The organism is Actinomadura scrupuli (assembly GCF_050971785.1).
Classification (GTDB): Bacteria; Actinomycetota; Actinomycetes; order Streptosporangiales; family Streptosporangiaceae; genus Actinomadura_E; species Actinomadura_E scrupuli.
Genome location: NZ_JBPCCU010000006.1, coordinates 442,158 through 462,882, shown reverse-complemented (window position 1 = coordinate 462,882; position 20,725 = coordinate 442,158). Strand labels below are relative to the sequence as shown.

17 protein-coding genes are annotated in these 20,725 nt (G+C 69.1%); 9 read left to right on the top strand and 8 right to left on the bottom strand.

Annotated features, from left to right (window positions below):
• Window positions 1–2 precede the first annotated feature (2 nt).
• Window positions 3–242 carry a helix-turn-helix transcriptional regulator gene (locus ACRYCC_RS27720; protein ID WP_433816629.1) on the top strand — a complete coding sequence of 80 codons (240 nt, stop codon included), beginning with the start codon at window positions 3–5 and terminating at the stop codon, window positions 240–242.
• Between the two features lie 25 nt (window positions 243–267).
• On the opposite strand, the gene ACRYCC_RS27715 is transcribed toward ACRYCC_RS27720, so the two are convergent.
• The 3 genes from ACRYCC_RS27715 to ybiA form a co-directional block, all read right to left on the bottom strand.
• Window positions 268–1,251, bottom strand: coding sequence for an HD domain-containing protein (locus ACRYCC_RS27715; RefSeq protein ID WP_433816628.1), 984 nt, complete (start codon window positions 1,249–1,251; stop codon window positions 268–270).
• The gene (locus ACRYCC_RS27710) at window positions 1,248–1,577 is read right to left on the bottom strand and encodes a PadR family transcriptional regulator (protein ID WP_433816627.1); all 330 of its coding nucleotides are present in this window, start codon (window positions 1,575–1,577) and stop codon (window positions 1,248–1,250) included. The genes ACRYCC_RS27715 and ACRYCC_RS27710 overlap by 4 nt, the downstream gene beginning before the upstream one ends.
• A gap of 105 nt (window positions 1,578–1,682) precedes the next feature.
• On the bottom strand, window positions 1,683–2,258 hold the full coding sequence (gene ybiA / locus ACRYCC_RS27705) for a riboflavin biosynthesis intermediates N-glycosidase (RefSeq protein ID WP_433816626.1): 576 nt from the start codon (window positions 2,256–2,258) through the stop codon (window positions 1,683–1,685).
• Window positions 2,259–2,422: 164 nt separating this feature from the next.
• Here ybiA and ACRYCC_RS27700 point away from each other — a divergent pair, with 164 nt between their 5' ends.
• From ACRYCC_RS27700 to ACRYCC_RS27680, 5 genes are all read left to right on the top strand, one after another.
• Window positions 2,423–2,944 (top strand): hypothetical protein, encoded by a 522-nt coding sequence (locus tag ACRYCC_RS27700; RefSeq protein WP_433816625.1) that lies wholly within the window; start codon window positions 2,423–2,425, stop codon window positions 2,942–2,944.
• 372 nt (window positions 2,945–3,316) lie between these two features.
• Window positions 3,317–5,974 carry a DUF4407 domain-containing protein gene (locus tag ACRYCC_RS27695; protein ID WP_433816624.1) on the top strand — a complete coding sequence of 886 codons (2,658 nt, stop codon included), beginning with the start codon at window positions 3,317–3,319 and terminating at the stop codon, window positions 5,972–5,974.
• A 9-nt stretch (window positions 5,975–5,983) separates the two neighbouring features.
• Window positions 5,984–6,769 (top strand): PP2C family protein-serine/threonine phosphatase, encoded by a 786-nt coding sequence (locus ACRYCC_RS27690; protein ID WP_433816623.1) that lies wholly within the window; start codon window positions 5,984–5,986, stop codon window positions 6,767–6,769.
• 38 nt (window positions 6,770–6,807) lie between these two features.
• Complete coding sequence (locus tag ACRYCC_RS27685) at window positions 6,808–9,102, top strand: hypothetical protein (RefSeq protein WP_433816622.1); 2,295 nt, start codon at window positions 6,808–6,810, stop codon at window positions 9,100–9,102.
• Window positions 9,103–9,285: 183 nt separating this feature from the next.
• On the top strand, window positions 9,286–10,224 hold the full coding sequence (locus ACRYCC_RS27680; RefSeq protein WP_433816621.1) for a hypothetical protein: 939 nt from the start codon (window positions 9,286–9,288) through the stop codon (window positions 10,222–10,224).
• Between the two features lie 97 nt (window positions 10,225–10,321).
• Here the strand turns inward: ACRYCC_RS27680 and ACRYCC_RS27675 are convergent, their stop codons facing one another.
• Window positions 10,322–10,822, bottom strand: coding sequence for a MarR family winged helix-turn-helix transcriptional regulator (locus tag ACRYCC_RS27675; RefSeq protein WP_433816620.1), 501 nt, complete (start codon window positions 10,820–10,822; stop codon window positions 10,322–10,324).
• A 106-nt stretch (window positions 10,823–10,928) separates the two neighbouring features.
• Between ACRYCC_RS27675 and ACRYCC_RS27670 the strand changes: the two genes are divergently transcribed.
• A complete protein-coding gene (locus ACRYCC_RS27670) occupies window positions 10,929–11,891 on the top strand; it encodes an EamA family transporter (protein WP_433816619.1) in 963 nt (320 codons plus the stop codon).
• A gap of 73 nt (window positions 11,892–11,964) precedes the next feature.
• Here the strand turns inward: ACRYCC_RS27670 and ACRYCC_RS27665 are convergent, their stop codons facing one another.
• The 4 genes from ACRYCC_RS27665 to ACRYCC_RS27650 all read right to left on the bottom strand — a co-directional run bounded on the left by ACRYCC_RS27665 (window position 11,965) and on the right by ACRYCC_RS27650 (window position 17,987).
• The gene (locus tag ACRYCC_RS27665) at window positions 11,965–12,468 is read right to left on the bottom strand and encodes a hypothetical protein (RefSeq protein ID WP_433816618.1); all 504 of its coding nucleotides are present in this window, start codon (window positions 12,466–12,468) and stop codon (window positions 11,965–11,967) included.
• The gene (locus ACRYCC_RS27660; RefSeq protein WP_433816617.1) at window positions 12,465–16,016 is read right to left on the bottom strand and encodes a hypothetical protein; all 3,552 of its coding nucleotides are present in this window, start codon (window positions 16,014–16,016) and stop codon (window positions 12,465–12,467) included. The genes ACRYCC_RS27665 and ACRYCC_RS27660 overlap by 4 nt, the downstream gene beginning before the upstream one ends.
• 239 nt (window positions 16,017–16,255) lie before the next feature.
• Window positions 16,256–17,017 (bottom strand): SDR family NAD(P)-dependent oxidoreductase, encoded by a 762-nt coding sequence (locus ACRYCC_RS27655; protein WP_433816616.1) that lies wholly within the window; start codon window positions 17,015–17,017, stop codon window positions 16,256–16,258.
• A gap of 319 nt (window positions 17,018–17,336) precedes the next feature.
• Window positions 17,337–17,987 (bottom strand): GNAT family N-acetyltransferase, encoded by a 651-nt coding sequence (locus ACRYCC_RS27650; protein WP_433816615.1) that lies wholly within the window; start codon window positions 17,985–17,987, stop codon window positions 17,337–17,339.
• Window positions 17,988–18,383: 396 nt separating this feature from the next.
• Between ACRYCC_RS27650 and ACRYCC_RS27645 the strand changes: the two genes are divergently transcribed.
• Together ACRYCC_RS27645 and ACRYCC_RS27640 are read left to right on the top strand one after the other, a co-directional pair.
• The gene (locus ACRYCC_RS27645; protein ID WP_433816614.1) at window positions 18,384–19,958 is read left to right on the top strand and encodes a hypothetical protein; all 1,575 of its coding nucleotides are present in this window, start codon (window positions 18,384–18,386) and stop codon (window positions 19,956–19,958) included.
• Between the two features lie 326 nt (window positions 19,959–20,284).
• Window positions 20,285–20,707, top strand: a complete 423-nt coding sequence (locus ACRYCC_RS27640) for a DoxX family protein (protein ID WP_433816613.1) — start codon at window positions 20,285–20,287, stop codon at window positions 20,705–20,707.
• Window positions 20,708–20,725 lie beyond the last annotated feature (18 nt).

Below are 20,725 nucleotides of genomic sequence, written 5' to 3'. Positions count from 1 at the left end.
CGATGAGCGAAACCATCCACAACCGCATCGCGATGCTGCGCGCGGAAAGGGGAATCTCCCGCCGGCAGCTCGCCGACGCGCTGGGCGTCCACTACCAGACGATCGGCTACCTCGAACGCGGGGAGTACAGCCCCAGCCTCTACCTGGCGCTGCGGATCGCGGAGCACTTCGAGGTGCCCGTGGAGGTGATCTTCTCCACCACGCCGTTCCCGCGGATCGGGAGCACCGAACGTTCGGCCTGACGCGCCGTCGTGCGCTCGCTCCTGATCACGGGTCGTTGTCCCGGTCGGATGCGCGGAGCCGGTCGCGGGCCGCCCGGACCCCGGCACCGAGGACGGGCGGCACGGTGATGAGGACCGCCACCGCATCCGCCGGGCCGCTCGCCGCCGCCTGCAGGGTCATCCAGGCGACGAGCGGAGTGAGCAGTGCCCACACCCGGGCGTGTGAGCCGAGCACCCAGCCGATGACCCGGAGCGCCGCGGCGATGGCCAGGTCGGGGAGGCCCGTCGCCGACCGCAGCGCCACCGCCAGCCGGGGCATCCCCGCCAGCAACTGGGTCGCGAAGCGGGTACGGCTGCGCCGGTCGGGGAGCTCATGGAGATCGCTGAGCCATTCCTCCAGCCACCGGGCCCGGCTGTGCCGTGGCAGCAGCACGGCGCCGGCGGTGAGGGCGTGGAAGGACAGCCGCACCCCGCTCTGGCCCGGGCCGGCCAGGCCGGCCTTGGCGAGCGTCTCCAGCTCCCGGCGGATCTGGTCCAGGCCGAGCCGCCCGGCCAGCGGCGCGAGCACCTCCAGGGTCTGCTGGGCCTTCAGCCGCCGCCGGTCCGGCGGCAGGAAACGCAACGTCCGCAGGTTGTGCAGCCGGTCGGCCAGCTTGAGGATCAGGACCCGCTCGTCGGTACAGGCGTCCAGCCGGCCCGACTCCTCGAGCGCGCGCAGGCCCGTCACCAGTTCAGTGATCGGCTCGCTGAACTCGGCCGCCAGTTGCGCGCGCGTACAGGCGGTGTCCTCCAGCACGTCGTGCAGCAACGCCGCGCACAACAGCTCGTGATCGCCGCCCAGCTCGGCCAGGATCGTGGCGACGGCCACCGGATGGGTGATGTACGGGTCGCCGCTGCGGCGCGTCTGGTCGCGGTGCCAGTAGGCCGCCACCGTGTAGGCGCGCTCGATGAGCCGGGCCTGCTCGGCCGTCAGCGTGCGGGGCAGCACCTGGAGCAGTGGCTCCAGGGAGGCATCGGCTCGCCCGGTCATGACGGGCTCCCCGCGGTGCCCGGCCGGTGCAGCCAGCCGGGGACGGGCTGCCTGCGGGACCGGTACGCCTGCGCGATCGCGGTACGGGCCCGTACGGCACCGTCACCGGTGATCGTGTAGTAGCGGCGCCGCGGACGGTGCCCGCTCACATGCACCTCCGGCTCCTCCCACCGGCTCTCCACCCAGCCGAGGAGCTCCAGCCGGGCCAGGATCGGATAGACCGTCCCGCTCGGCAACCCGGTCTCCGCGCACAGGTCCAGGCCGTAACGGTCCCGGGCGGGATCGTCCAGCAGCACGCGCAGCACCGTCTGAACCTGCAACGTCATCCGCGGCGTATCCGACATAGCTCGGACTCTACATAGCCCCCCGCGCGTACGGATGTCCCCCCATCGTGACAAACCGGTTGCCACGCACCTGTCGCCTACGAGCCCCTACCGGGTGGCGGCCGACAGATCGGCCCGGGCCCGCATCAGCGCGAAGCCGAGCAGATTGAGGCCACGCCACTGCGACGGCCGGACCGCACGCTCATCATCGGCCGGCAGCCCGATACCCCAGATCCGGTCGAGTGGGCTGGCCTCCACCAGTACGCGTCCGCCGGTGCCGAGCAGGTACTCCTTCAGCGCGGGGTCCTGGCCGAACTTCGCGACGTTGCCGGCCGTGACGATGTCGGATCGGTGGGCGGCCCAGGTCTCCTCGTCGTACCCGCGCACCCGCCGCCCCAAGTCCTTGGCGGCCTTCGGATGCGGGGCCGCGACGATTCGGGCGAGGACCTCCTCATCACCGAACAGCCGGGCCTTGCCCGCCATCATCCAGTGCTCGGCGGTGCGGTAGGTGACGCCCTCGACCGTGAAGGGGTGCTCCGACCACTGGCTCAGGCAGGACTTGTCGATCCGCCCCGGCCGCGCCGCCTGATGGCCCCAGAAGAAGACGTACTTCAACCGCTCGCCGCGCTCCTCACAGGCGCGGGCCTCCTCGACACTGCGCGGCTCACCGACCGTTTCCGACATGTCGGCACTCTGCCCGAGCGGGCGCAGCCCACGCAACGCGAATTCCCGCCCATGCGGTCTTGCGGGTCTGATGGGCGCTCGGGAAGGACGGCACCGAGCGCTCGCGTGAGCCTTTCGGGCGGCTCGCGTGTCCACTATGTATGCGCCCGTATATGAGCCCGTATATGAGAAGGACGTTGGCCGTCGCGCTCATCGCCGCGACCGGCGTGCCCATGCTCACCGCCTGCAGCCCCGTACGCCGCGGGGCCACCGGCATGACCCTCGACGCCGCCGGCCGGCCGGCCGCCGTGGTCGCGTGGTGCCCCGGCAAGCCACCGAGCGCCCTCGTCCTGTACGACCACAACGAGCGCAACCCTGACAACGCGGACACGACAGTGCACTTCACCGGACCGAAGCCCTCCGGCACCTATGCGGAGATCCCGCTGACGGCCTTGCCGGCCGGCTGGACCGCGAAGCCCTCGGCGTTCACGATCACGTCTTCCCGCGAATATCGCGTGTACGCGGGCAGCTCCGACAACGACTACACCACCGACGCCGTCGTCTTCACCACGGAGCGGCTGCGGCCACGGGGACCCGCCACGATCCTCGCCCGGGTCGACCCGGCGAAGCCCGCCGACCACGACGTGTACGAGCTCCTGACCGTCGAGGAGTTCAAGCGCCTGGCCCAGAAGCGCGGCGGGTGCTGACGGAACGACCGCGGGGCCCGCGACCCGGCACGGTGGCCGTTTTACGTGCATTCGTAGTGATTTGCCGGGCGGGGACCCCGGAAGTCCGGGATTGACATATATGCACAGATAAATTATGCGGGCTCGGGCCTCGTCACACGAAATAGATGCCTTTCTGTGACCGCACAGTAGTTTCACTCCGCGAAATCTGAAATCAACGCGAGAATCCGGCTTTTCGTAAAACCTCCGCCTCTACTGACGCGTCTCATAGTCGACGATCCGCGAGGGATCGGGAAAACGGGTGGGCGCCAACGGTGTCGGTGCGGAACTCAGGGCGGTGATGGTCCTATGAACGGACAACGGGGGGACAGGAGCGTCAGGTCGCGGAGACCGGTGGGGGACTTCCTTGTCTTCCTGACCGGGGCGAACCTGCAGAAGATGCCCGAGGCGAGCCGGCAACGGTACGTCACCATGGGTGCCCTGATGCTGCTGACGATGGGGCAGGCCTGCTACGCGGCCACCGCCATCGCGGCACTCGGGCTGAACCAGCCTTTCGCCAAGGTGATGTGGTTCGGGCTGTTCTTCTCGGGCTTCGTGTTCTTCATCGACCGGTCGATCATCAGTCATATCGCGCCCTGGGGGGAGCCGCCGACGGGGGCGTCCGACGACCTCGACTTCAGTCCGCCCAAGAAATCGCGGCGGGCACTGGTCATCCGTTTGATGATCGCGATTTGCGCCTCGGTGCTCATGGGCGAGGCCGTCATGCTGCAGATATTCTCCACGCGGATCCAGGCGCAGGTGACCGTCATGCACGCCACCGAGAGGAGCGAGGCGTCCAAGGGGATCACCAAGGACTACGGCGATCGCATCGCCAAGCTGCAAAAGGCGATCGACGATGCGGAGACCCTGGTCACTGCTCGGCTCACCGACTACAACAGCGCACGCGACGAGTTGACCTGCCAGCTCTACGGCGGCCGCAGCTGCAAGGGCGTCCCCGCCGGAAACGGCCCTCAGGCGAAGGCCGCGAAACAGGCGCAGGACGCCGCCTTCGGCAAGTGGCAGTCCGCGGACAAGGAGGCCAAGCGCATCACCGCGGTCAACTCACCGGAGATCACCAGACTGGCGAACGCCCGGGCCGGTGCTCTCCGGCGGACCGATGCCGACATCGACGACGCCAACGACATGCTGTCGCGCGAGGAGGCATTCTGGGCCCTCACGCTGGAGCACCCGTCGATCGCGTTCTGGCGGATCATGCTGTCGCTGCTGCTCCTGGGCATCGACCTCGCACCCCTGCTACTGAAGATCTCTTCGCGGGCCGACGCCTACGAGGACCAGATCCGCGGCGAGGACCTGGTGCTGCGACGCCGGGTCCGGCTCCAGGTACGCAAGCAGTTCAGGCGTGACGACGAGCAGCTCCAGCAGGACCGCGACGACGACGAGTTGCGCCGTGCCCTGTCCAACGGCGACCGGGAGAACCGGCTGCTGGAGATCGAGAGCCGCCAACGGCTCGACCGTCTCCGCATCGAGGGTGCCGAACAAGTGGAGCGCTTCCGTCAGAACGCCATGACGAGACTCGAACTCCGTCAGCTTCGGGCCTACTTCATCGATCTCTTCAAGAGAGGCGGGAATCCGTCGACCACGCCGTACGCCACCCGGCCGGAGAACGCCGCCAACGGCGACCAGCGGGTGCCGGCCGCGTTTTCGCACGATGCACCCGGCCCCGCCGCTTCCCGGCCGCGCGGCAACGTCCCTCCGCCCCCGTTTCCGGGCGCCGTTCCCACCCCGATACCGCCGGGCCCCACGCCTGGCGGGAGCGGCGCGGCGGCGCGGCGGACGCAGTCGCCTCTGCGTGACATGCCCGGCTTCACGGCGAGGGACTTCCGGCCTCGGCCGGCCGAAGCGCACAGCGACCACGGCAAGCCCCCCACCCCCGACGCGGGCAATGGCTTCGAGCCTTTCGACCCGTTCGGTTCGTCCAGCCAGGGTGAATTCGGGTCCTGGGACGACACCGAATTCGACCTCGACGACCTCGAGCCGGTCGCCGAGCAGGAGATGCCCGCGCCCGTGGCGCCCGATCTGGAGGACGACCTCGTCTTCAAGATGGGCACCGCCGCGCAGGGCCTCGTGCTGCGCGGCGCCCGCGACTGGGACTGCCGCCGTCCCTTCCCGGGAGCGGATGGCGGCAGTGGCGCGGTGTTCTGGCTCGCCGTCGACGTCGCCCAGGGCTCGGGCACCCAGTACGTGCTCAAGGCGATTCCGGAGGAGAGCCTGGAGAACCTGAACTCCAGCGGTTTCCTGCAGCGGCGTTCGCACCAGAAGGAGGTGCGGATGCAGGTCGAGCATCCCAACATCGGCGAGGTCGTCGACTTCGGCCGGGACAACGGGTTCTACTTCCTGGTGTCGCCGCTCTACCGGCCGGGAAGTCTCGGCCGCTACTGCGACAACGGGCCGGGAGGCCGCCGCACACTCCGCTGGTGCGCCGAGGTCGTCCTTCAGGTGCTGGACGGGCTGGCAGCCGCGAGCCAGGCGGGTTTCGTCCATCTGGACATCAAGCCGGGCAACCTCGTCCTGGACGGCGACCAGATCCGCATCATCGACTGGGGCCTGTCGCGCAGATGGGCGGACCAGGACGCCAGCTACACCCATGTACCGCGCGGCACCCTGTTCTACGCCAGCCCTGAGCAGATCGTACGGGCGCAACCGGGCTGGGACACCCCGTTGGCCGACCTGTACGGCGTGGGGGCCGTCTTCTACTGGCTCGTCACGGGTGAGGCTCCGATGGAGCGCAAGCTCGGCGAGCGCGCGGACTACTACGGCCTGCAGCAGCTCATGCATGCCAATGTACGACCGCCGCGGGTGGACGCTCTGGTCTCCAAGGTTCCCGCGGAGATCGGCGCCCTGGTCGACCGGTGGCTCAGCTACGTTCCCGATCACCGCATCCCCGTGGGCACGCCCGTCGTCCAGTCCCTGGTACAAGCGCGGGACGAGCTCTACACGTTGCTGCCGAGAATCCCCGCCATCGACGTCGGCACCGCCGACGACCGGCACTAGGAGGGGGCGATGAACCTGCACACCCGCGAAGAAGAGAACCCGGTCCCAGAGCCCGGCGTACCCGAGACTCCCAGGTCGGCGCGAACTCCCCTGCGGACGGAGACCCTGCGGCTGCGTGCCGTCGCACGGACCAATCCCGGCACCCGCCGGCCCAGCGGCGACGGGTACCTGATCACCGAGGGACTGGTCGCGGTCGCGGACGGGGTGGGTGCGTCCCCGCCGGCCGCGAGCGCGTCCGCCGTCGCGCTGGGCGCGGTAATGGCCGCACGCGGTCATCCCGCCGAGGACGCCCGCGAAACCCTCATCCGGTGTGTGGCGAGCGCGAACGGCATGGTCCGCAGGGCCTCCCAGCGGGACCCGAGGCTGGCGGGCATGGCCACGACACTGGACGTGGTACTGCTCGACACCGACGGCAGGGAACCCCTGCTGCGGTTCGCTCATGTCGGCAACGGCGCCCTCTGGCACTGGGCGGACGGCGTCGCGCCCCGGCTGCTCACCACCCCGCACAGCGCGGGCGACACCCTGCTGCGCGGCATCGGCCTGGTCGCGGACGTGCCTCCCGGCCTGGACCAGGCCCAGGTGAAGCCGGGCGATCGATTCCTGCTCTGCACCGACGGCGTCACCCGTGAACTCGGCGACACAGGCCTGGCGGCCCTCCTCACCGAACAGACCGGACGGACCGCCGAGGAGTGCGCCCAGCACGTTCTCGACGCCGCGTTCATGGCCGGCACCAGGGACGACGCGACGGTCGTCGTCCTCGAAATCGTCCAGAGCACCGTGTATCCGCCCGCCTGAGCCGAAGGGCCCGGCACAGCGACGGGAGAGGCCGTCAGATGAAGCGACTATCGAACCTTGCGTGGTCGGTGTGCGCACTGATCCTCGTCTGTCTCCTCGGCGCGGCCCCGGCCTCGGCCTCCGGTGCGCGGGAGACCTGTGACCAGGGCCTTGCCGCCCTGCAGAGAGGCGACGCGCTCGGCGCCCAGAAGATCTATGCGGCCGTACGTCCACCGAAGTCGAAGTGTGCGATCCGAGGACTCGACGCCTCCACCGCGCTGATACGGGCCGAGAAGATGGTCGCGCTCGGCATGCGGAGCGACGCCGAAGCCGAGATCGAGCAGGCGCTCAAGGCCGAACCGACACTCCGCGTCCCCGATGCCCTGCTCCCGCAGACGATCGGCCGGCCAGGCGTACGGCTGGCCAAGGCGCTGGAGCGCGCGGGCTACCACAAGGCGGCGGTCGAGGTCCTGCGCAAGGTCATAGAACATGACCCCGGGATCACCTTGGACGCCAAGGCCAAGGAGATCCTTCACCCGCCCTTCCACCGTAGCCTTCTGCACGCCGCCACCCGGCCCGTGGCACTCACGGTGGAGTCGGCCCTCGCGCTGTTGGTCATCAGCCTTCTCCTGCGCATGAAGAAGCGCCTTCACATCCAGCCGTTCCTCGCCGGTTTCCAGAGCGACCCGGATGACCCCGGTGCGATAGCGGGCGCGGCGACCGCCCTGCGGGCGCTCATCCGGGCAGAACTGCACCGGCTGGCCGACCAGTCCGCGAGGATGTCCGACGGAAGGCGGCTCCGGCTCGACCAGGCCGGGCCGTACGAGGACCGGTTCAAGCTCGGCACCATCACCGACTCGCTCCCCCACGGCAAGCTCGCCGGCGGCCTGATCAACCTCCTGACGGGGCTCATGGGTTCCCGGGCCCGGCTGGTCAACGGCACACTGCTGCCCGACACCGCCGTCGTGCTGACCCTCGACACGGTGAACGGCCGCCTGCGCGAGAGCTCCGGGATGATCAAGGCCGAGGACATCCAGTTTCCGCCGTCCGCCCCCGAGAGCTACCTGCCACTCGCCCTGCCCGCTGCGGCGTGGATCATCCTGACGTACTACCCGGCCGACGTCACCCTGGGCGGCACCCGCGACTGGAACAGCTACATCGCGTTCGCCGCCGGATACGCCTGGCAGGAGCGAGGCAACCTCGATCGCGCCAGGGCCCTGTACGCCAAGGCGGCCGGCGATCCGCGCAACCATGCGGCCACGGTGAACCTGGCCGCGCTCGAACAGCTCCAGGAACGCGAGTGGCGCCGGGACGACCCGAGGGTCCGTCCGTCCGCGCGCAGGCTTCAGCACATCGTCGACGGCCCGCCGGACGACCTCCACTGGTACAGGGCCCAGTACCTGCTGTCGCTGATGTTCCGGGACGCGGCCGAGGACGAGCCCCGGCGTCCGCCCCGCGACGGTGCCGCACCGGCGTCCGCCGCGGGCACGACGCGCCTTACGGACGCCCAAGTCCCCTGGTCGGCACCGCCCGAACCCCTCATGGATCCGATGCTCGATGAGGCCCTGCGCCGGGAGGCCAGGCTGCACGCCATGAACCTGGCCGTCGCGATGGAGGAACAGCGGGACGGCCGGGACAAGATGCGGGAGGAGTTCTTCGAACGGAGCAGGGCCGCCGCGCTCACCCTGCTCGCCCGCCAGATGTTCCCCGAGACCTCCGACCCGTTCAGCGCGTTGGATACGCGGCCCGCGGACGAGAAGAAGCTCGACGTCGAGGCACTCGCGGCCCGGCTCAAGGCGCTGCGCGATGGTGGTGGCCGGCTCACAGAGGACGGAATGGCCGAGGCGATCGTGGAGTACGTGCGCACCCACTGCACGCTGGACGACCAGGCGCGTTACAACCTGATGTTCTACCATCGCACCCGAGCACGCTCTCTCGAAGCCGCGATCACGGCATGGCAGACCCGGCTGGAGGAGACCCGTGGTCTCCCAGGCGTGACCCCCGGTGAGACCGCGAAATGGCGTCGGGAGGTGCGGGCCTGGCAGTCCGCCCTGGAGGTCGAACTCCAGGAGGAGCTGGACCAGTTCGAGGCCCACCGGAGCCAGATCATGGACTCGGGCAGCCCCGACATGCGCACACGCACCACCGGGGTCGTCCTCGACGGCCCGGATCGCGACCGTGAGACGCGAAGCTACGCGACCATCGTTCCGCGTGTCCGCCCGGGCGGGCCACCACCCGACCGCCCGAACCGCGAGGGCAACGGGCCCTCGGTGGTTCCGGCCGAGCGGTCGGGGGACGACTCCGACCGCCCCCGGCCCGACGAGGATGACTTCTTCCTGGAACTCGACGACTAGTGCGCCTCGCCGCGCGGCACTCGCCATGGGCACCCGCGACGAACGCGGGAGTCGTGCTTTCTGTCGGCGGGCACTGCGATACTCCGGCGGCATGGACGTGGATGGGTTCTGGGAGTGGATCGAGCGAGCGCACCTTCCGGGTGAGGACTTCTGCGCGAGGTTCGGCTTCGAGAGCGAGTGTCGATGACCGGCCAGGGGCACCGGGCAGCCGACGCCGATCCGCTCGCCGGGCTCGACCACGTCGACTGGGCGCGTCTCCACCACGCCTACGGCCCGGCAGACGACGTACCCGCCCAGCTCAGAGCACTGCTGTCCGACCATGCTGAGGACCGCGCCGGCGCTCTCAATGAACTGACCGGGAACATCTATCACCAGGGGACCCGCTGGCAGGCCAGCAGCCATGCCCTACCGTTCCTGGCCGCGCTCGTCGATCACCGCAGGACTCCGGACAGGCCCGCGGTGCTGTCGGTGTTGCGCGCCGTCGGACTCGGAGACCGTGACGACACGGCGCTGCCTTTCGATGCGCAGCGACAGTTCGCCGAAGCCGAGGCGGTCACCGGCCGGGACGTCACCGCGATGCTCGACTGGCTGTACGGGGGAGGTGCCGAAGACGGGGAGGAAGGGGAGGAGATCTTCGACGCGGTCGCGGTCGCCTGGGAACGGGACGCCTATCTCGCCACGGCGGCCCTCGCCGACCGGTTCGTGGATTGGACCGCCGATCCTGATCCGGTGGTCGCGGCGCAGGCAGCGGAATTGCTGGCCTGGTTCCCAGAGACCGATGCGGCGGTCGCGGCCCTGGTCGCGATCCCGGAGACCGGGGACCGGGCGGCGGCCCGTGCGAGCGCCAATCTGACCTTGGCCTACCTGGCCGCCGCGGCACCGGAGACCGACCGACGATTGGCCGGCCTGCTGACGGCCGACTCTGTCGTCGTCAGGCTGACGGCCGCCGTCGCCTTGGCACTGCGCCTCGGCGATCGAATGCCCGACCTCGCGCTGGGAGTGCTGCTCGAAGCACGCGACCACGCCGCCGACCTCACCTCGGAAGCGGTTCGGCTGCCCTGGGACCGGTCACTGATCGGTTTCGCCTCACTCGCCCTCTATCGGGTGGGACTCACCCCGTAACCGCCTGCCATCGGGATGGCACGGGTGCGGGGAAATCCGCCGTACGGTACCCAGTGAACGCATTGGTACCCGTGCACTGAGCCGACGGGGAACCGTCCTACTCCGGCGATGAGTCGCCCAGCGACTCCAGCAGCGCGCGCAGCGTACCCGCCAGTCGATCCCGCTCATCCGGGCCGAGCGTCGCCAGCAGGCGCACCTCGTTCGCGACGTGCAGCCCGACCAGTTCATCGACCGTCGCCAGTCCCCGCTCGGTCAGCCGGACCCGCACCGACCGCCGGTCCTCGTGGCCCGGTACCCGCTCGACCAGCCCCTTGGCCGCCATCCGGTCGATCCGGTTGGTGATCGCCCCGGACGTCACCATCGCCGCCTTGTTCAGAGCGCCGGCGGTGAGTTCGTACGGCGGCCCGGACCGGCGCAGCGTGGCCAGCACGTCGAACTCCCAGTTCTCCAAGCCGTGCCCGGCGAAGAACTCCTTCAGCTCCCGGTCCAGCAGCCGCGACAGCCTGGAGATCCGCCCGACGATTCCCATCGGCCACGCGTCCAGGTCCGGCCGCTCCCGCCGCCACTGGGCCAGCACCAGGTCCACCGCGTCACTCATCGACAATCCTCTCAGCACAAAGAAGATGAACGTTAAGATACTTGACGTTAAGGTTCACGCCGTGTTGTTATCTCAACGTTGAGATTATCAATGAGGAGAGATCGACATGGTCCTCATCACCGCACCCCGTACCGCGTCACTGGCGAACGCCCGCGACCTGGCCCTCACCGGGCTCACCCCGCTCGTCTGGGGCTCGACCTACGCGGTCACCACCCAGTTCCTGCCACCCGACCGTCCGCTGTTCACCGCGCTGATGAGAGCACTACCGGCCGGGCTGGCGCTGCTGGCGATCACCCGGGTACTGCCGCATGGTGCGTGGATCTGGCGGGCGGCGGTGCTCGGCGCGCTGAACATCGGCGCGTTCTTCCCCCTGCTGTTCCTGGCCGCCTACCGGCTGCCCGGCGGGATCGCCGCCGTACTCGGCGCGGTGGGACCACTGTTCGCGCTCACCTTCGCCGCCCTGCTTCTCGCCGAACGGCCCACGGCACGCAAACTGATCGCAGGCCTCACCGGACTGCTCGGCGTGAACCTGATCGTCCTGCGCGCCGACGCGCACCTCGACACCACCGGCATCCTCGCCGGACTCGGCGGGGCCGCCTCCATGGCCGCCGGCACCGTGCTCACCAAACGCTGGGGCCGCCCGGAAGGCATCGGCGCGCTGACCCTCACCGGCTGGCAGCTCACCGCCGGCGGCCTGCTGCTCGCCCCCCTCGCCCTGCTCATCGAGGGTGCGCCTCCAACCCTGGACGGCCGGGCCGTCGGCGGCTACCTCTACCTCGGCGTCATCGGCACCGCCGCCGCGTACTGGCTCTGGTTCCGCGGGATCTCCCGCCTCCCCGCGACCTCGGTCGCCTTCCTCGGCCTGCTCAGCCCGCTGTCCGCCGCAGTCCTCGGCTGGGCGGCCCTCGGCCAGGCCCTCATGCCGCTCCAACTGCTGGGCATCGCCACGGCCCTCGGCGGCACGCTACTCGGCCAGACCCACCCCCGACCCCACCCCGACCACCGCACCGACAAGACCTCCGGCATGCGGGTCCGGGAACGGCTGGAACCGGCAGACCTGGCCGCATAAGGGCGTACCTGGAGATCTCCGGTACGACCACCTCCAGGACCCCTGGTGCCGACCCGCTACGTGTCAGGGGTGCTCATGGCGCCTGGTCGTTGGTCCGCCGGAGTACCTCGAGGATGGCGCCGATGAGGTTGCCGGGCTCGCTGTATTCGACCGTGGTCCGTTCCTCGAACGAACCGTCGGGCTTCCTGACCACCGACTTCTCGCTCTTGCGGACTCCCCCGGTGGCCACGAGATACATGCCGTACAGGCAGACCAACGCGATCAGACCGGCCTCGACGACCGGAAGTTTTGTTTTGGCCTGGTCGATCGCCGCCGCCACGACTTCCCGCTCGCCCGGCTCGGCGTAGGAGGAGGTGAGGAACAGCAGCGACGCCTGGTCCAGCAGTGACTCGCTGTCGGTGAGCTGCCGGAGCAGGGCGTCGACGGCCTCGTCGCCCACCGCGCCGTCCAGCTCGGATCTCATCTCGTCCGGGGGCAGGTCGTCGAGCCGCTCGCCGAGGTAGTAGCGCACCGCCTGGTGGACGCTGTCCCGGTCGACGTCGGCGGTGTTGAGCAGGTCCGCCAGGGTCTGGCTCATCGCCAATCTCCGTTCAGTATCAAGGATCTAGCCGACCATTCGGGTGTGCCGGCGGCCATCGCCTCGTCGGCCGCGGTCGCCAGGCACACCGCCAGACCGGTGTCTCCGGCCATGAACAGGTTGGTCGCTCGCGAGGCGACGCGCAGCACATCGGCGGCGACGACGTCCCACTGGGGCGCGACGAACGCCCGCAGGCCGATCGATCGCATCGCGTTGTAGAAGCCGACGTGTTCACCGGCTCCGACGACGTGCGTGGTCGCGGAGCTGCACGCGACGCTGAAGAGCACTTTCGGCGTGCGGGCGAGCGCTCCGCTCTCCCGCCACCCGAAGCGGTGCCTGCGGCCGGCGGTACTGTTCGCGGCCACCGCGTGGGCCAGCGGCAGCGCACCGTCCGCTGCGATCATGAGTGCGATCGCCTCGTCGTCGGAACTCGTGAAGCCGTGGCACAGCACCGATGCCACCTCGACGGACTCCAGCATCCGGCTCAGCGCGGCGCGATCGCAGTCCACGCCGAGGCAGGTGACGGCGCTGTCGGCCCGCGGGCTCATGTCGTCGAGAAACCGTTGCATCGCCTCGGTCACCGCCGGTGGATCCGCCACCCGCGGTACGACCGCGACTCCCTCGCGCCAGTGGTGCGGACGCAGCGGCGGGTCGGCGATGCTGCTGAGCACGGCGGCCCAGCTCGGCTCGTAGGACGCCGTCGGACCGGCACGGGCGATGAGGACGTGCCACGGCAACTGCGGGAACAGCCGATGCGGTATGACGACGAGGTGGTCGCCCGAGCCGACATGCCGCTCGATGAGGTGGTGGGCCCAGTCGCCGAGGGTCTCCCAACCCGGTGCGCCGAACGGATCCCCTCGTCGTCCGGCGTGCCAGTTGGCCAGGCGGTAACGCAACCGATTCGCCAGCGCCCGCAGGTCGAGGTCCGGCATAGGTACGAGCTCGCCGCTGACCTTGCCCCGATGGTCCACGGTGGTGATGAGTGCCGAAACGTCATCAGTACCGGCGACCCATTCGAGGACGCCCAGCCGTCCGGTGCGCGGTGCCAGACGTGCCGCGACCGCGTCGTCGAGTCCCCGACGTGCCAAGAGGTCCTTGAGGTCACTCTGTCCGTGTGCGGTCAGCCGGCGAGCGGTGGCGCCGCGGCCCACCTCGGCGATCAGGCGCAGATCAGCCAGGCTCAGCCGGCTGCCGCGACGCCACCGGCGACGATCCGGACGGTGCCGCAGGGCCGCGTCGGTGAGTGCCTGCACCGCCGGGACCAGATCGCCGCCCGCGTACGCCCCGACATCGAATCTCTCGACGTCACCGACGAGCATCAGCATGTTCTTCAACGAAGCCTTCAACAGCGGCCGAATCCGGGACGGCCGCTGTTCGAGGATGGCGTACCGGGCGAGACGAAGGGCCACCTCGGGCGAGGTCTTCCCGTACCGGGCCAGATGTCCGGCGACTCGCCACCACGCCTCGGCGGCACGATCGGTGAAGTACACGTCGCAGAGCCGGGCGTCGAACAGCAGCGCCAGGAACACCACCGACATCTCCTCGGCGTTCTCGGCGACGACCAGATCGACGTACTCGCCGACCTCGAACAGGAACTCGTGTGCGGGCCAGTCCAGATCCGCGAGCCCGCCCGCCAGCGCCGCGAGTGCCGCCAGGAGCACGGTCTGCGGATCCGCCCGCAGATCGACCCGCTGCGCCACACGCAGCAGATCCAGCGACGGTGTGGCACCGGCCGCGGCCTCTACCACCATGACCTGCGCGGCGTACCGCGCGAAGTTCCATCGGGTGGGTTCGGTCATGGCGGTCCGGTACGACTCGCGGCCGTACCTGACCGCTTCGGCGTGCAGTCCCAGCCGGCTGCACGTCATCGACAGGGACTCGAGCAACGGAGGCGTCGGAGCACGGCTCTCCCGATAGGCCTCCTCCAGAACAAGCAGCGCGCGCATCGGAGAGCCGGTCTCCCGCACCAATCGAGCCCGCAACGCGATCAGGCTTTCCGCCGTGTTCCGGTCGGTGACCGGCTGGCCTTCGGCTCTGTCGAGCAGCCGCAGCGCCTCCGCTCGCCGGTCGAGCTGACGCAGCGCCCTGACCACCAGCATCAGGGGCTCCCCGTCACCGGCGTTGTCGCCCGGCAGGATCGCGTCACCGAACGCGTCGTGCAGGATCGCGAGGACCCGCTCCGAGTCGGCCATCTCCGACACCCGGACCGCATGCCAGAGTCTGATCTCGCGGACCGCGTCATCTGGCGCTCCGGCGAGCAGTCCCTCGACCACCCGGTCCAGGTCGTCACCACGGCGGGCATCGACGAGTGGCTGGACCATCGACGTCCATGGATGAGGGTCGTGGCCCGAGCCCTTCGCGATCACACGCAACAGGGCATCGGCGAGTTCGTCCAGCGGAACCTTCAACTGGAGAAAGGCCATTGGCGAGGCGAGTGAGTCGGGGTACCCGAACGCGGCAAGAACCTCTTGCACCACCGCAACGGCCTTCTTCGTCTCTTCGGTGAGTTTTCCCCCTTCGAAGGTCTCGTGGTAGACCACCGCGACGGCTCCCTGCAGCGCGGCCGGGTGGGTAAGCCGCCGGACGCGGTCCACGCCCAGCAATACCCGGGGCAGGAGTGAATCGGCGTCTGCCACCTCGTACGACCGCATCTGGACTTCGAGCAGAAGAAAGGCGCACGCCCAGTCCGATGCCACGGAATCGGTGGGGTTCGACCGGACGCACAGGCTGGCCCGGACCGCCTCCGCCTGGTACCGCAGGATCAGGTCGGTGAAGTCCTCCGGAAGTTCCTGTCCCTCAAGCTGTTCCTCCAGTAACGCCACAGACCGGCCGAGCAGCGGCACACTGTCGACGTAGGCGCGCAGGTCGTCCTCGAACGTACGGTTCGGTGGTGCGTCGTGCCTGGCCCACGCTTCCAGCATCGAAATCCAGACCATCGACTGCAGAAGCGCGAACCGGTTGAGCCGTTCCTCCGGCGTCCCTTGCTCCGCCCGGCCGGCGGCACCGCCCTCGCCACCATGCTCGACCGCTGCCGAAGGCACGACGTCCATCACCGCGAGCGCGGCCCAGACCGGAGCGGTGAACACGCGCCAATGCTTCAGCAGGTACTCCAGATCCGCGGCGCTGTACCCACCGAAAAAGCGTTCGGAGCCCGGCGATCGGTGTTCGGTACCGAAGTCGAGGGCGGGGGCGATCTCAGCGATGCGCGCGCGGATCGTGTCCGCCACCCGCGCCTTGAGCACGTCGACGCCATCGACCTGATCCACGGTCGCCGTCGGCGCGCCGAGCGCCGCCCGAACCGTCTCAGGAAGCCGTTCGGCACCAGCGAGATCACCGGCCGAGACGACCGCGAGGTCAGCGGCACCGTGCTGGAACACCACCGTCGGACGGATCCCGAGTTCGCAACCGGCGTCACAACGAGCGTGGTCGAACCGGCCGGTGAAAAGCGCCTCGAGCGCCTCCACGTCGTCGTCGCGGACCACCTCGACCGCACCGAAGCCGACCGCCGCGGAGATGGAGGCGCCACAGGAGCATGCGTCCACGTTCATCGACCTCCGTCGATCAACTTGTGCACGCCGCCCACCACGACGGCGCTTCCTCGCACAGCATCCCGGCCACACGGTCCACACCGCAACGCCGATCTCACCACCGGCGGTCGGGTGTGGGACTTCTCTATGCGCGCCGAGTCGGCTCTGGCAACACGGCGCGTAGCGGGACGTCGGCCAGACGCAGTGTCTCGGCGTCCGTGGTCGGTTCGAGGTCTGCATCGCCGGTGGTCGCCGGCGGGTCAGCGCAGGACGATGCCACCGTCGACGTTGACGACCTGTCCGTTGATCCAGGCCCCTTCATCGGACAGCAGGTGGGCGACCATGCTGGAGACGTCGCCGGCCTTGCCGAGACGGTTACTGCGAGTCCCGGCGAGCATGGCTTCGAGCATTTTCGGCGGTGCGGCCGCCTGCATCTCGTCGGTCAGGATCGGGCCGGGGGTGACCGCGTTGGCCCGGATGCCTTTCTTGCCCCATCGGGAGGCGACATGGCGGGCGATGGCGTTGATGCCCGCCTTGGTCGCGGCGTAGGCGGGGCGTTCGCGCTCTCCTGCGAAGGTGGCGATGGAGGAGGTGTAGACGATCGCGCCGCCGCCGCGGGCCAGCAGTTCGGGAACGGTGTGGCGGGTGACGAGCATGTGGCCGCGCAGGTTGACGGCGACGGTGCGGTCCCATACCGCCAGATCGATGTCCACCACGTTGGAGTCCTGGGAGACCGAGCGCATGTCGGCGGCGTTGATGTGGACGGCGTCCAGGCCACCGTAGGACTTCACGGTGGACGAGACCAGTTCCTGGACAGAGGCGTCGTCGGAGATGTCGAACTGCGCGGCGATGGCCTGGCCACCGAGGTCGGTGATGGCAGCGGCGGTCTGTTCGGCCCCGGCCAGATTCAGACTACCGACCACTACCTTGGCGCCTTCTTGAGCGAGCCGCTGCGCGGAGGCGGCGCCCAGCCCGGTGGAGGCGCCGGCGACCAGGACGACCTTGTCTTTCAACCCTCGCACGTCGTTGTCCTCTGTCCTTCGATCGCCTCGTGCACTCATGCCCGAGCGCACCGGACCGGCTCACCGTAGCCCGGTGCCGCACTGGCTTTGTAGGTGAGAAGCGGCGCCGTTCGCCGTCGGTTCTGACCGCGGGCGTTGGCTCGCCGTACCCGTACCGTGGATCTGGGCACGGACTCGTCCCATGCCGGAACGTGGTGAGCGTCATCGGCGCCATCTCCCGGACTACCTCTTCCGTCCATGCTGAGCACCGGCAGCATGTTGGTGAAGGGGAGCGGGTCTGTCACCGATAGAAGGCCTCGACATCGGTTACGGCTGCGCGTCACTCAGAGGAGATGCCCAGCAGGGGCAGGCATGGTGGGAGTCCCTCGATGGTGACGGGAGTGGTGCGGTGCCGGTCCCAGTCGGCACGGCTCAGGCGTAGCCGGCCATCGACGACCATGGCTCCGCGAATCACCCGACGCTCCAGGCCATCGAACCGGTAGCCGAGCTTGCGCGAGACGGCTTGGGAGGCATGGTTGTCCGCGAAGGCGGAAGAGGTGGCCTCTTCGGCGTCCAGGCCGGCGAAGGCCAGGTGCAGCACCGCGGCCCGCATCTCGGTCCCGATCCCCTGCCCCTGGTGACGCCGTCCGAGCCAGGAGCCGGTGCTCACCTCCCGGGTGATCGCCAGATCACGCGCGCTGATGCTCTGCACCCCGACAACGACACCGGCGTGAAAGACCGTGAGGTTAAGCGACCACTCCCGGGGCTCCCAGCCACCCAGGTTCAGCCAATGGTGCTGGATGACACCCCGCGCGACCTCCGCCGGCGGCCGATCGGTCCACGGGACCAGGAACGGCATCACCTCGGGGTCGTGGACACCTTCGGCCGCCAGCTCGGCCAGGGCGGCCAGTTCCTGCGGCGACGGCAACCGCAACTCCAGCCGCGGCGTGCTCAGCCGCAACCCCAGCAGCGGGAAATGATCGACAAGCATCTCCCCATCATGGTCACACCGCCACTCCCGGTCACCTCGTTTTCAGGGTCGGATCCCCGATCCGCGCAGGTCAAGTACGGCTCCCTAAGGGGGACTTCGCAATCGTCGCCGCTGACGACCTACCGGCGCTTCAGCCCGGCCACCGTACAGAAGCTGCCGGATGAGCACCCAGCCAAGGACGGGGCTTAAGGCGAGTAGCGATGTTTGGGCCGAGCGGTACATGGTGACCCCGCACAGCTGAAAGTCGGTGGGCTGAGCGCGAGGAAATGCGCTGTTCACCGAGCCGTTCGGCTCACCGGAGGCGGTATGATCATGTGATTTTTCGTGATCATGTGATTCTTCACCTCATTCCTACCTCGTCAGGGTGAACTGGTGCGCCGTATCGTTTTGGGCCTTTTGAGTGCGCTCGTCTTGGTATTCGGCCAGTTCGCGGGTGCGGTCCCCGCGGGCGCCGAGGTCGGCGCCATCGTCGACGACATGAATGTGGACGGCACGTGGCATCTGCACATCGCCATGCGCCCGAATGTTCAGGACCCGATCACCAAGATCACCGCGCAGGTCACCGCCGTCAAGGGCGGGGCGCCGGTGCCCGACGTCACCGGTTTCACCCAGAAGTCCACTCTGGAATGGGTCACGATCGACCCGCTCCCGCTCACCGCGTACGGTTCGTACCGGGTGACGATCCTGGTCACCAACAGCGCGGGGACCGTCCCGGCGGCCGGCGGCGTTGGCCAGGCCATCTACCAGATCAGACCTGCCATCACCTTCGCGAACGACCGCGACTCCTACGACTTCGACCACAAGGTCGCCACCGTGACCGCCACGGTGACCGGAACCTGGCCGGACACCGGAGAGACTCGCGTGGTGCCGAACTACCCGGTGGACGTGCACATCGGCAGCCCGGCCTCGGACCTGCACCTGACGACGGACTCGGCGGGCCACGTCAGCTTCAGCGTTCCCCTGTTCGAGGCGCCGAGGGTGTATCTGGACAGCCCCGGTACGGATGACGCCATGAGGCTCGGGGATGAGCAGTACACACGCCCTGCCATCGTCCCTGCCGACACCCGTATCAGCGCGACCATCACCCCCGACCACGCACTGTCGGGCGGCATCGTGACGTTGACCGGGAAGCTGGAGTATCTGTCCACCTCCGGCTGGCGGCCGCTGGCCGGTGGTGAGGTCATCGAGACCGGCAGCAAATTCAACGGACTGACCACCGACGCCGACGGCGCTTTCAGCACCCCGCTCACGCTGGACGGTGCCGCAGGACAACGTGACTGGACGCTGGATTTCAACCGCTGGCAGCCCGGTGACAAGCTCTTCTTCAACGCCGCGGCCCAGACCACGGTCCATGCCTGGGTGACGGCTCCCACGGCAACCGCAATCAACAACTTCAAGGCCTCACTCGACACCCACTCCCGGCTGGCGGTCTCCGGCGATCTCGCCGGGCCGACCTCTCCGGCCCCCAGGCCCATCGTCATCGAGCGGTCCAACGACGGCCGAACCGGCTGGACGACCGTCAAGACGCTGCAGACCGGGTCGGCCGGGCACTTCGCGGCCGTCTTCCCCGCGGCTTCGGCCGGCTACTGGAGAGCTCGCTTCGCCGGTGACCCGGCGCTGGCGCCCTCGGTCAGCGCCACCGTGTACGCCAAGCGGATCGCCACCAGGATCATCACGTTCAAGGCCTCGCCGACGACCCTCCGTAAGGGCCGTTACTTCACACTGACCGGGGTGCTGCAGCACAAGACCTCGTCCTGGACGGCGTACGGCAAGCAGAACGTCACCATCGGCTACCGGTTCAAGGGCAGCGGGACTTGGCATTGGATCAAAACGGCCAAGACCGACACACACGGCCGGTTCACCATCCGGATCAAAGCCTCCAAGAGCGCATACTGGGCACCCGCGTTCGGCGGAGCCACCGGCGCCCTGGCGGCACCCGCGGTGACCGCCAAGTACATATCGGTGCGCTGAACCTTTGGGCTCCGCCTTACCCGCAACGCTCCGTACGATCTGCACGCCCGCAGCCCCGCCGAACACCAGCACCTGCCGCGGAGCGTGCGCGGCGACCTGTCGGCGCCACGGCAGGTGACCGAGACATGTGCCGCACTCGTACGGGCGGTGGCGCTCAGCCGCAACGGGCCAGCAGCCTCACGCCTCCGCAGACATGCTGCTGAGCTGCGCGAACAGAGGCGCCGAAGATTCCTTGGAGAAAGTTCGTGGCGGATGTCGATCCGGGCGGTGGCCGGGCGACGCGTTGACAGAAGCAGGCCACAGACCGTCTCGGAAGGACCACCGGCATGACCACCCAGTCCCTGTCCACCGCCCCCGCCACCCCGACGACCCGTACCGCGCTGCGCCGGACGCTGTGGGTGCTGCAGATCCTCATCGCCGCCTTCCTCCTGGTGGCCTCGGCCATGCCGAAGTTCGTCGGGCAGAAGGACGCGGTCGAGAGCTTCGCCAAGATCGGCTGGGGTCAGTGGTTCCGGTACGTGACCGGCGCCGTCGAGGCAGCGGGCGCGATCGGCCTGGTCATACCCCGGCTGGCCGGCCTGGCCGCGACCGGACTCATCGGCCTGATGATCGGCGCGATCCTCACGCAGATCCTCGTACTGGTTCCCGCGTTCGCGCTACTGCCCGCCGGCTTCGCCGTCGTGTTCGCACTGATCGCCTACGACCGCCGTGCGGAGACCCGGCAACTACTGCACTCCCTACGGCGCTGACCGCACCGCTCCGGATCC

Coding starts and splice junctions, on each gene's coding strand:
- ACRYCC_RS27720 (WP_433816629.1), top strand. CDS start 3: ATGAGCGAAACCATCCACAACCGCATCGCGATGCTGCGCGCGGAAAGG.
- ACRYCC_RS27715 (WP_433816628.1), bottom strand. CDS start 1,251: ATGACCGGGCGAGCCGATGCCTCCCTGGAGCCACTGCTCCAGGTGCTG.
- ACRYCC_RS27710 (WP_433816627.1), bottom strand. CDS start 1,577: ATGACGTTGCAGGTTCAGACGGTGCTGCGCGTGCTGCTGGACGATCCC.
- ybiA (WP_433816626.1), bottom strand. CDS start 2,258: ATGTCGGAAACGGTCGGTGAGCCGCGCAGTGTCGAGGAGGCCCGCGCC.
- ACRYCC_RS27700 (WP_433816625.1), top strand. CDS start 2,423: ATGAGAAGGACGTTGGCCGTCGCGCTCATCGCCGCGACCGGCGTGCCC.
- ACRYCC_RS27690 (WP_433816623.1), top strand. CDS start 5,984: ATGAACCTGCACACCCGCGAAGAAGAGAACCCGGTCCCAGAGCCCGGC.
- ACRYCC_RS27685 (WP_433816622.1), top strand. CDS start 6,808: ATGAAGCGACTATCGAACCTTGCGTGGTCGGTGTGCGCACTGATCCTC.
- ACRYCC_RS27680 (WP_433816621.1), top strand. CDS start 9,286: ATGACCGGCCAGGGGCACCGGGCAGCCGACGCCGATCCGCTCGCCGGG.
- ACRYCC_RS27675 (WP_433816620.1), bottom strand. CDS start 10,822: ATGAGTGACGCGGTGGACCTGGTGCTGGCCCAGTGGCGGCGGGAGCGG.
- ACRYCC_RS27670 (WP_433816619.1), top strand. CDS start 10,929: ATGGTCCTCATCACCGCACCCCGTACCGCGTCACTGGCGAACGCCCGC.
- ACRYCC_RS27665 (WP_433816618.1), bottom strand. CDS start 12,468: ATGAGCCAGACCCTGGCGGACCTGCTCAACACCGCCGACGTCGACCGG.
- ACRYCC_RS27660 (WP_433816617.1), bottom strand. CDS start 16,016: ATGAACGTGGACGCATGCTCCTGTGGCGCCTCCATCTCCGCGGCGGTC.
- ACRYCC_RS27650 (WP_433816615.1), bottom strand. CDS start 17,987: ATGCTTGTCGATCATTTCCCGCTGCTGGGGTTGCGGCTGAGCACGCCG.
- ACRYCC_RS27640 (WP_433816613.1), top strand. CDS start 20,285: ATGACCACCCAGTCCCTGTCCACCGCCCCCGCCACCCCGACGACCCGT.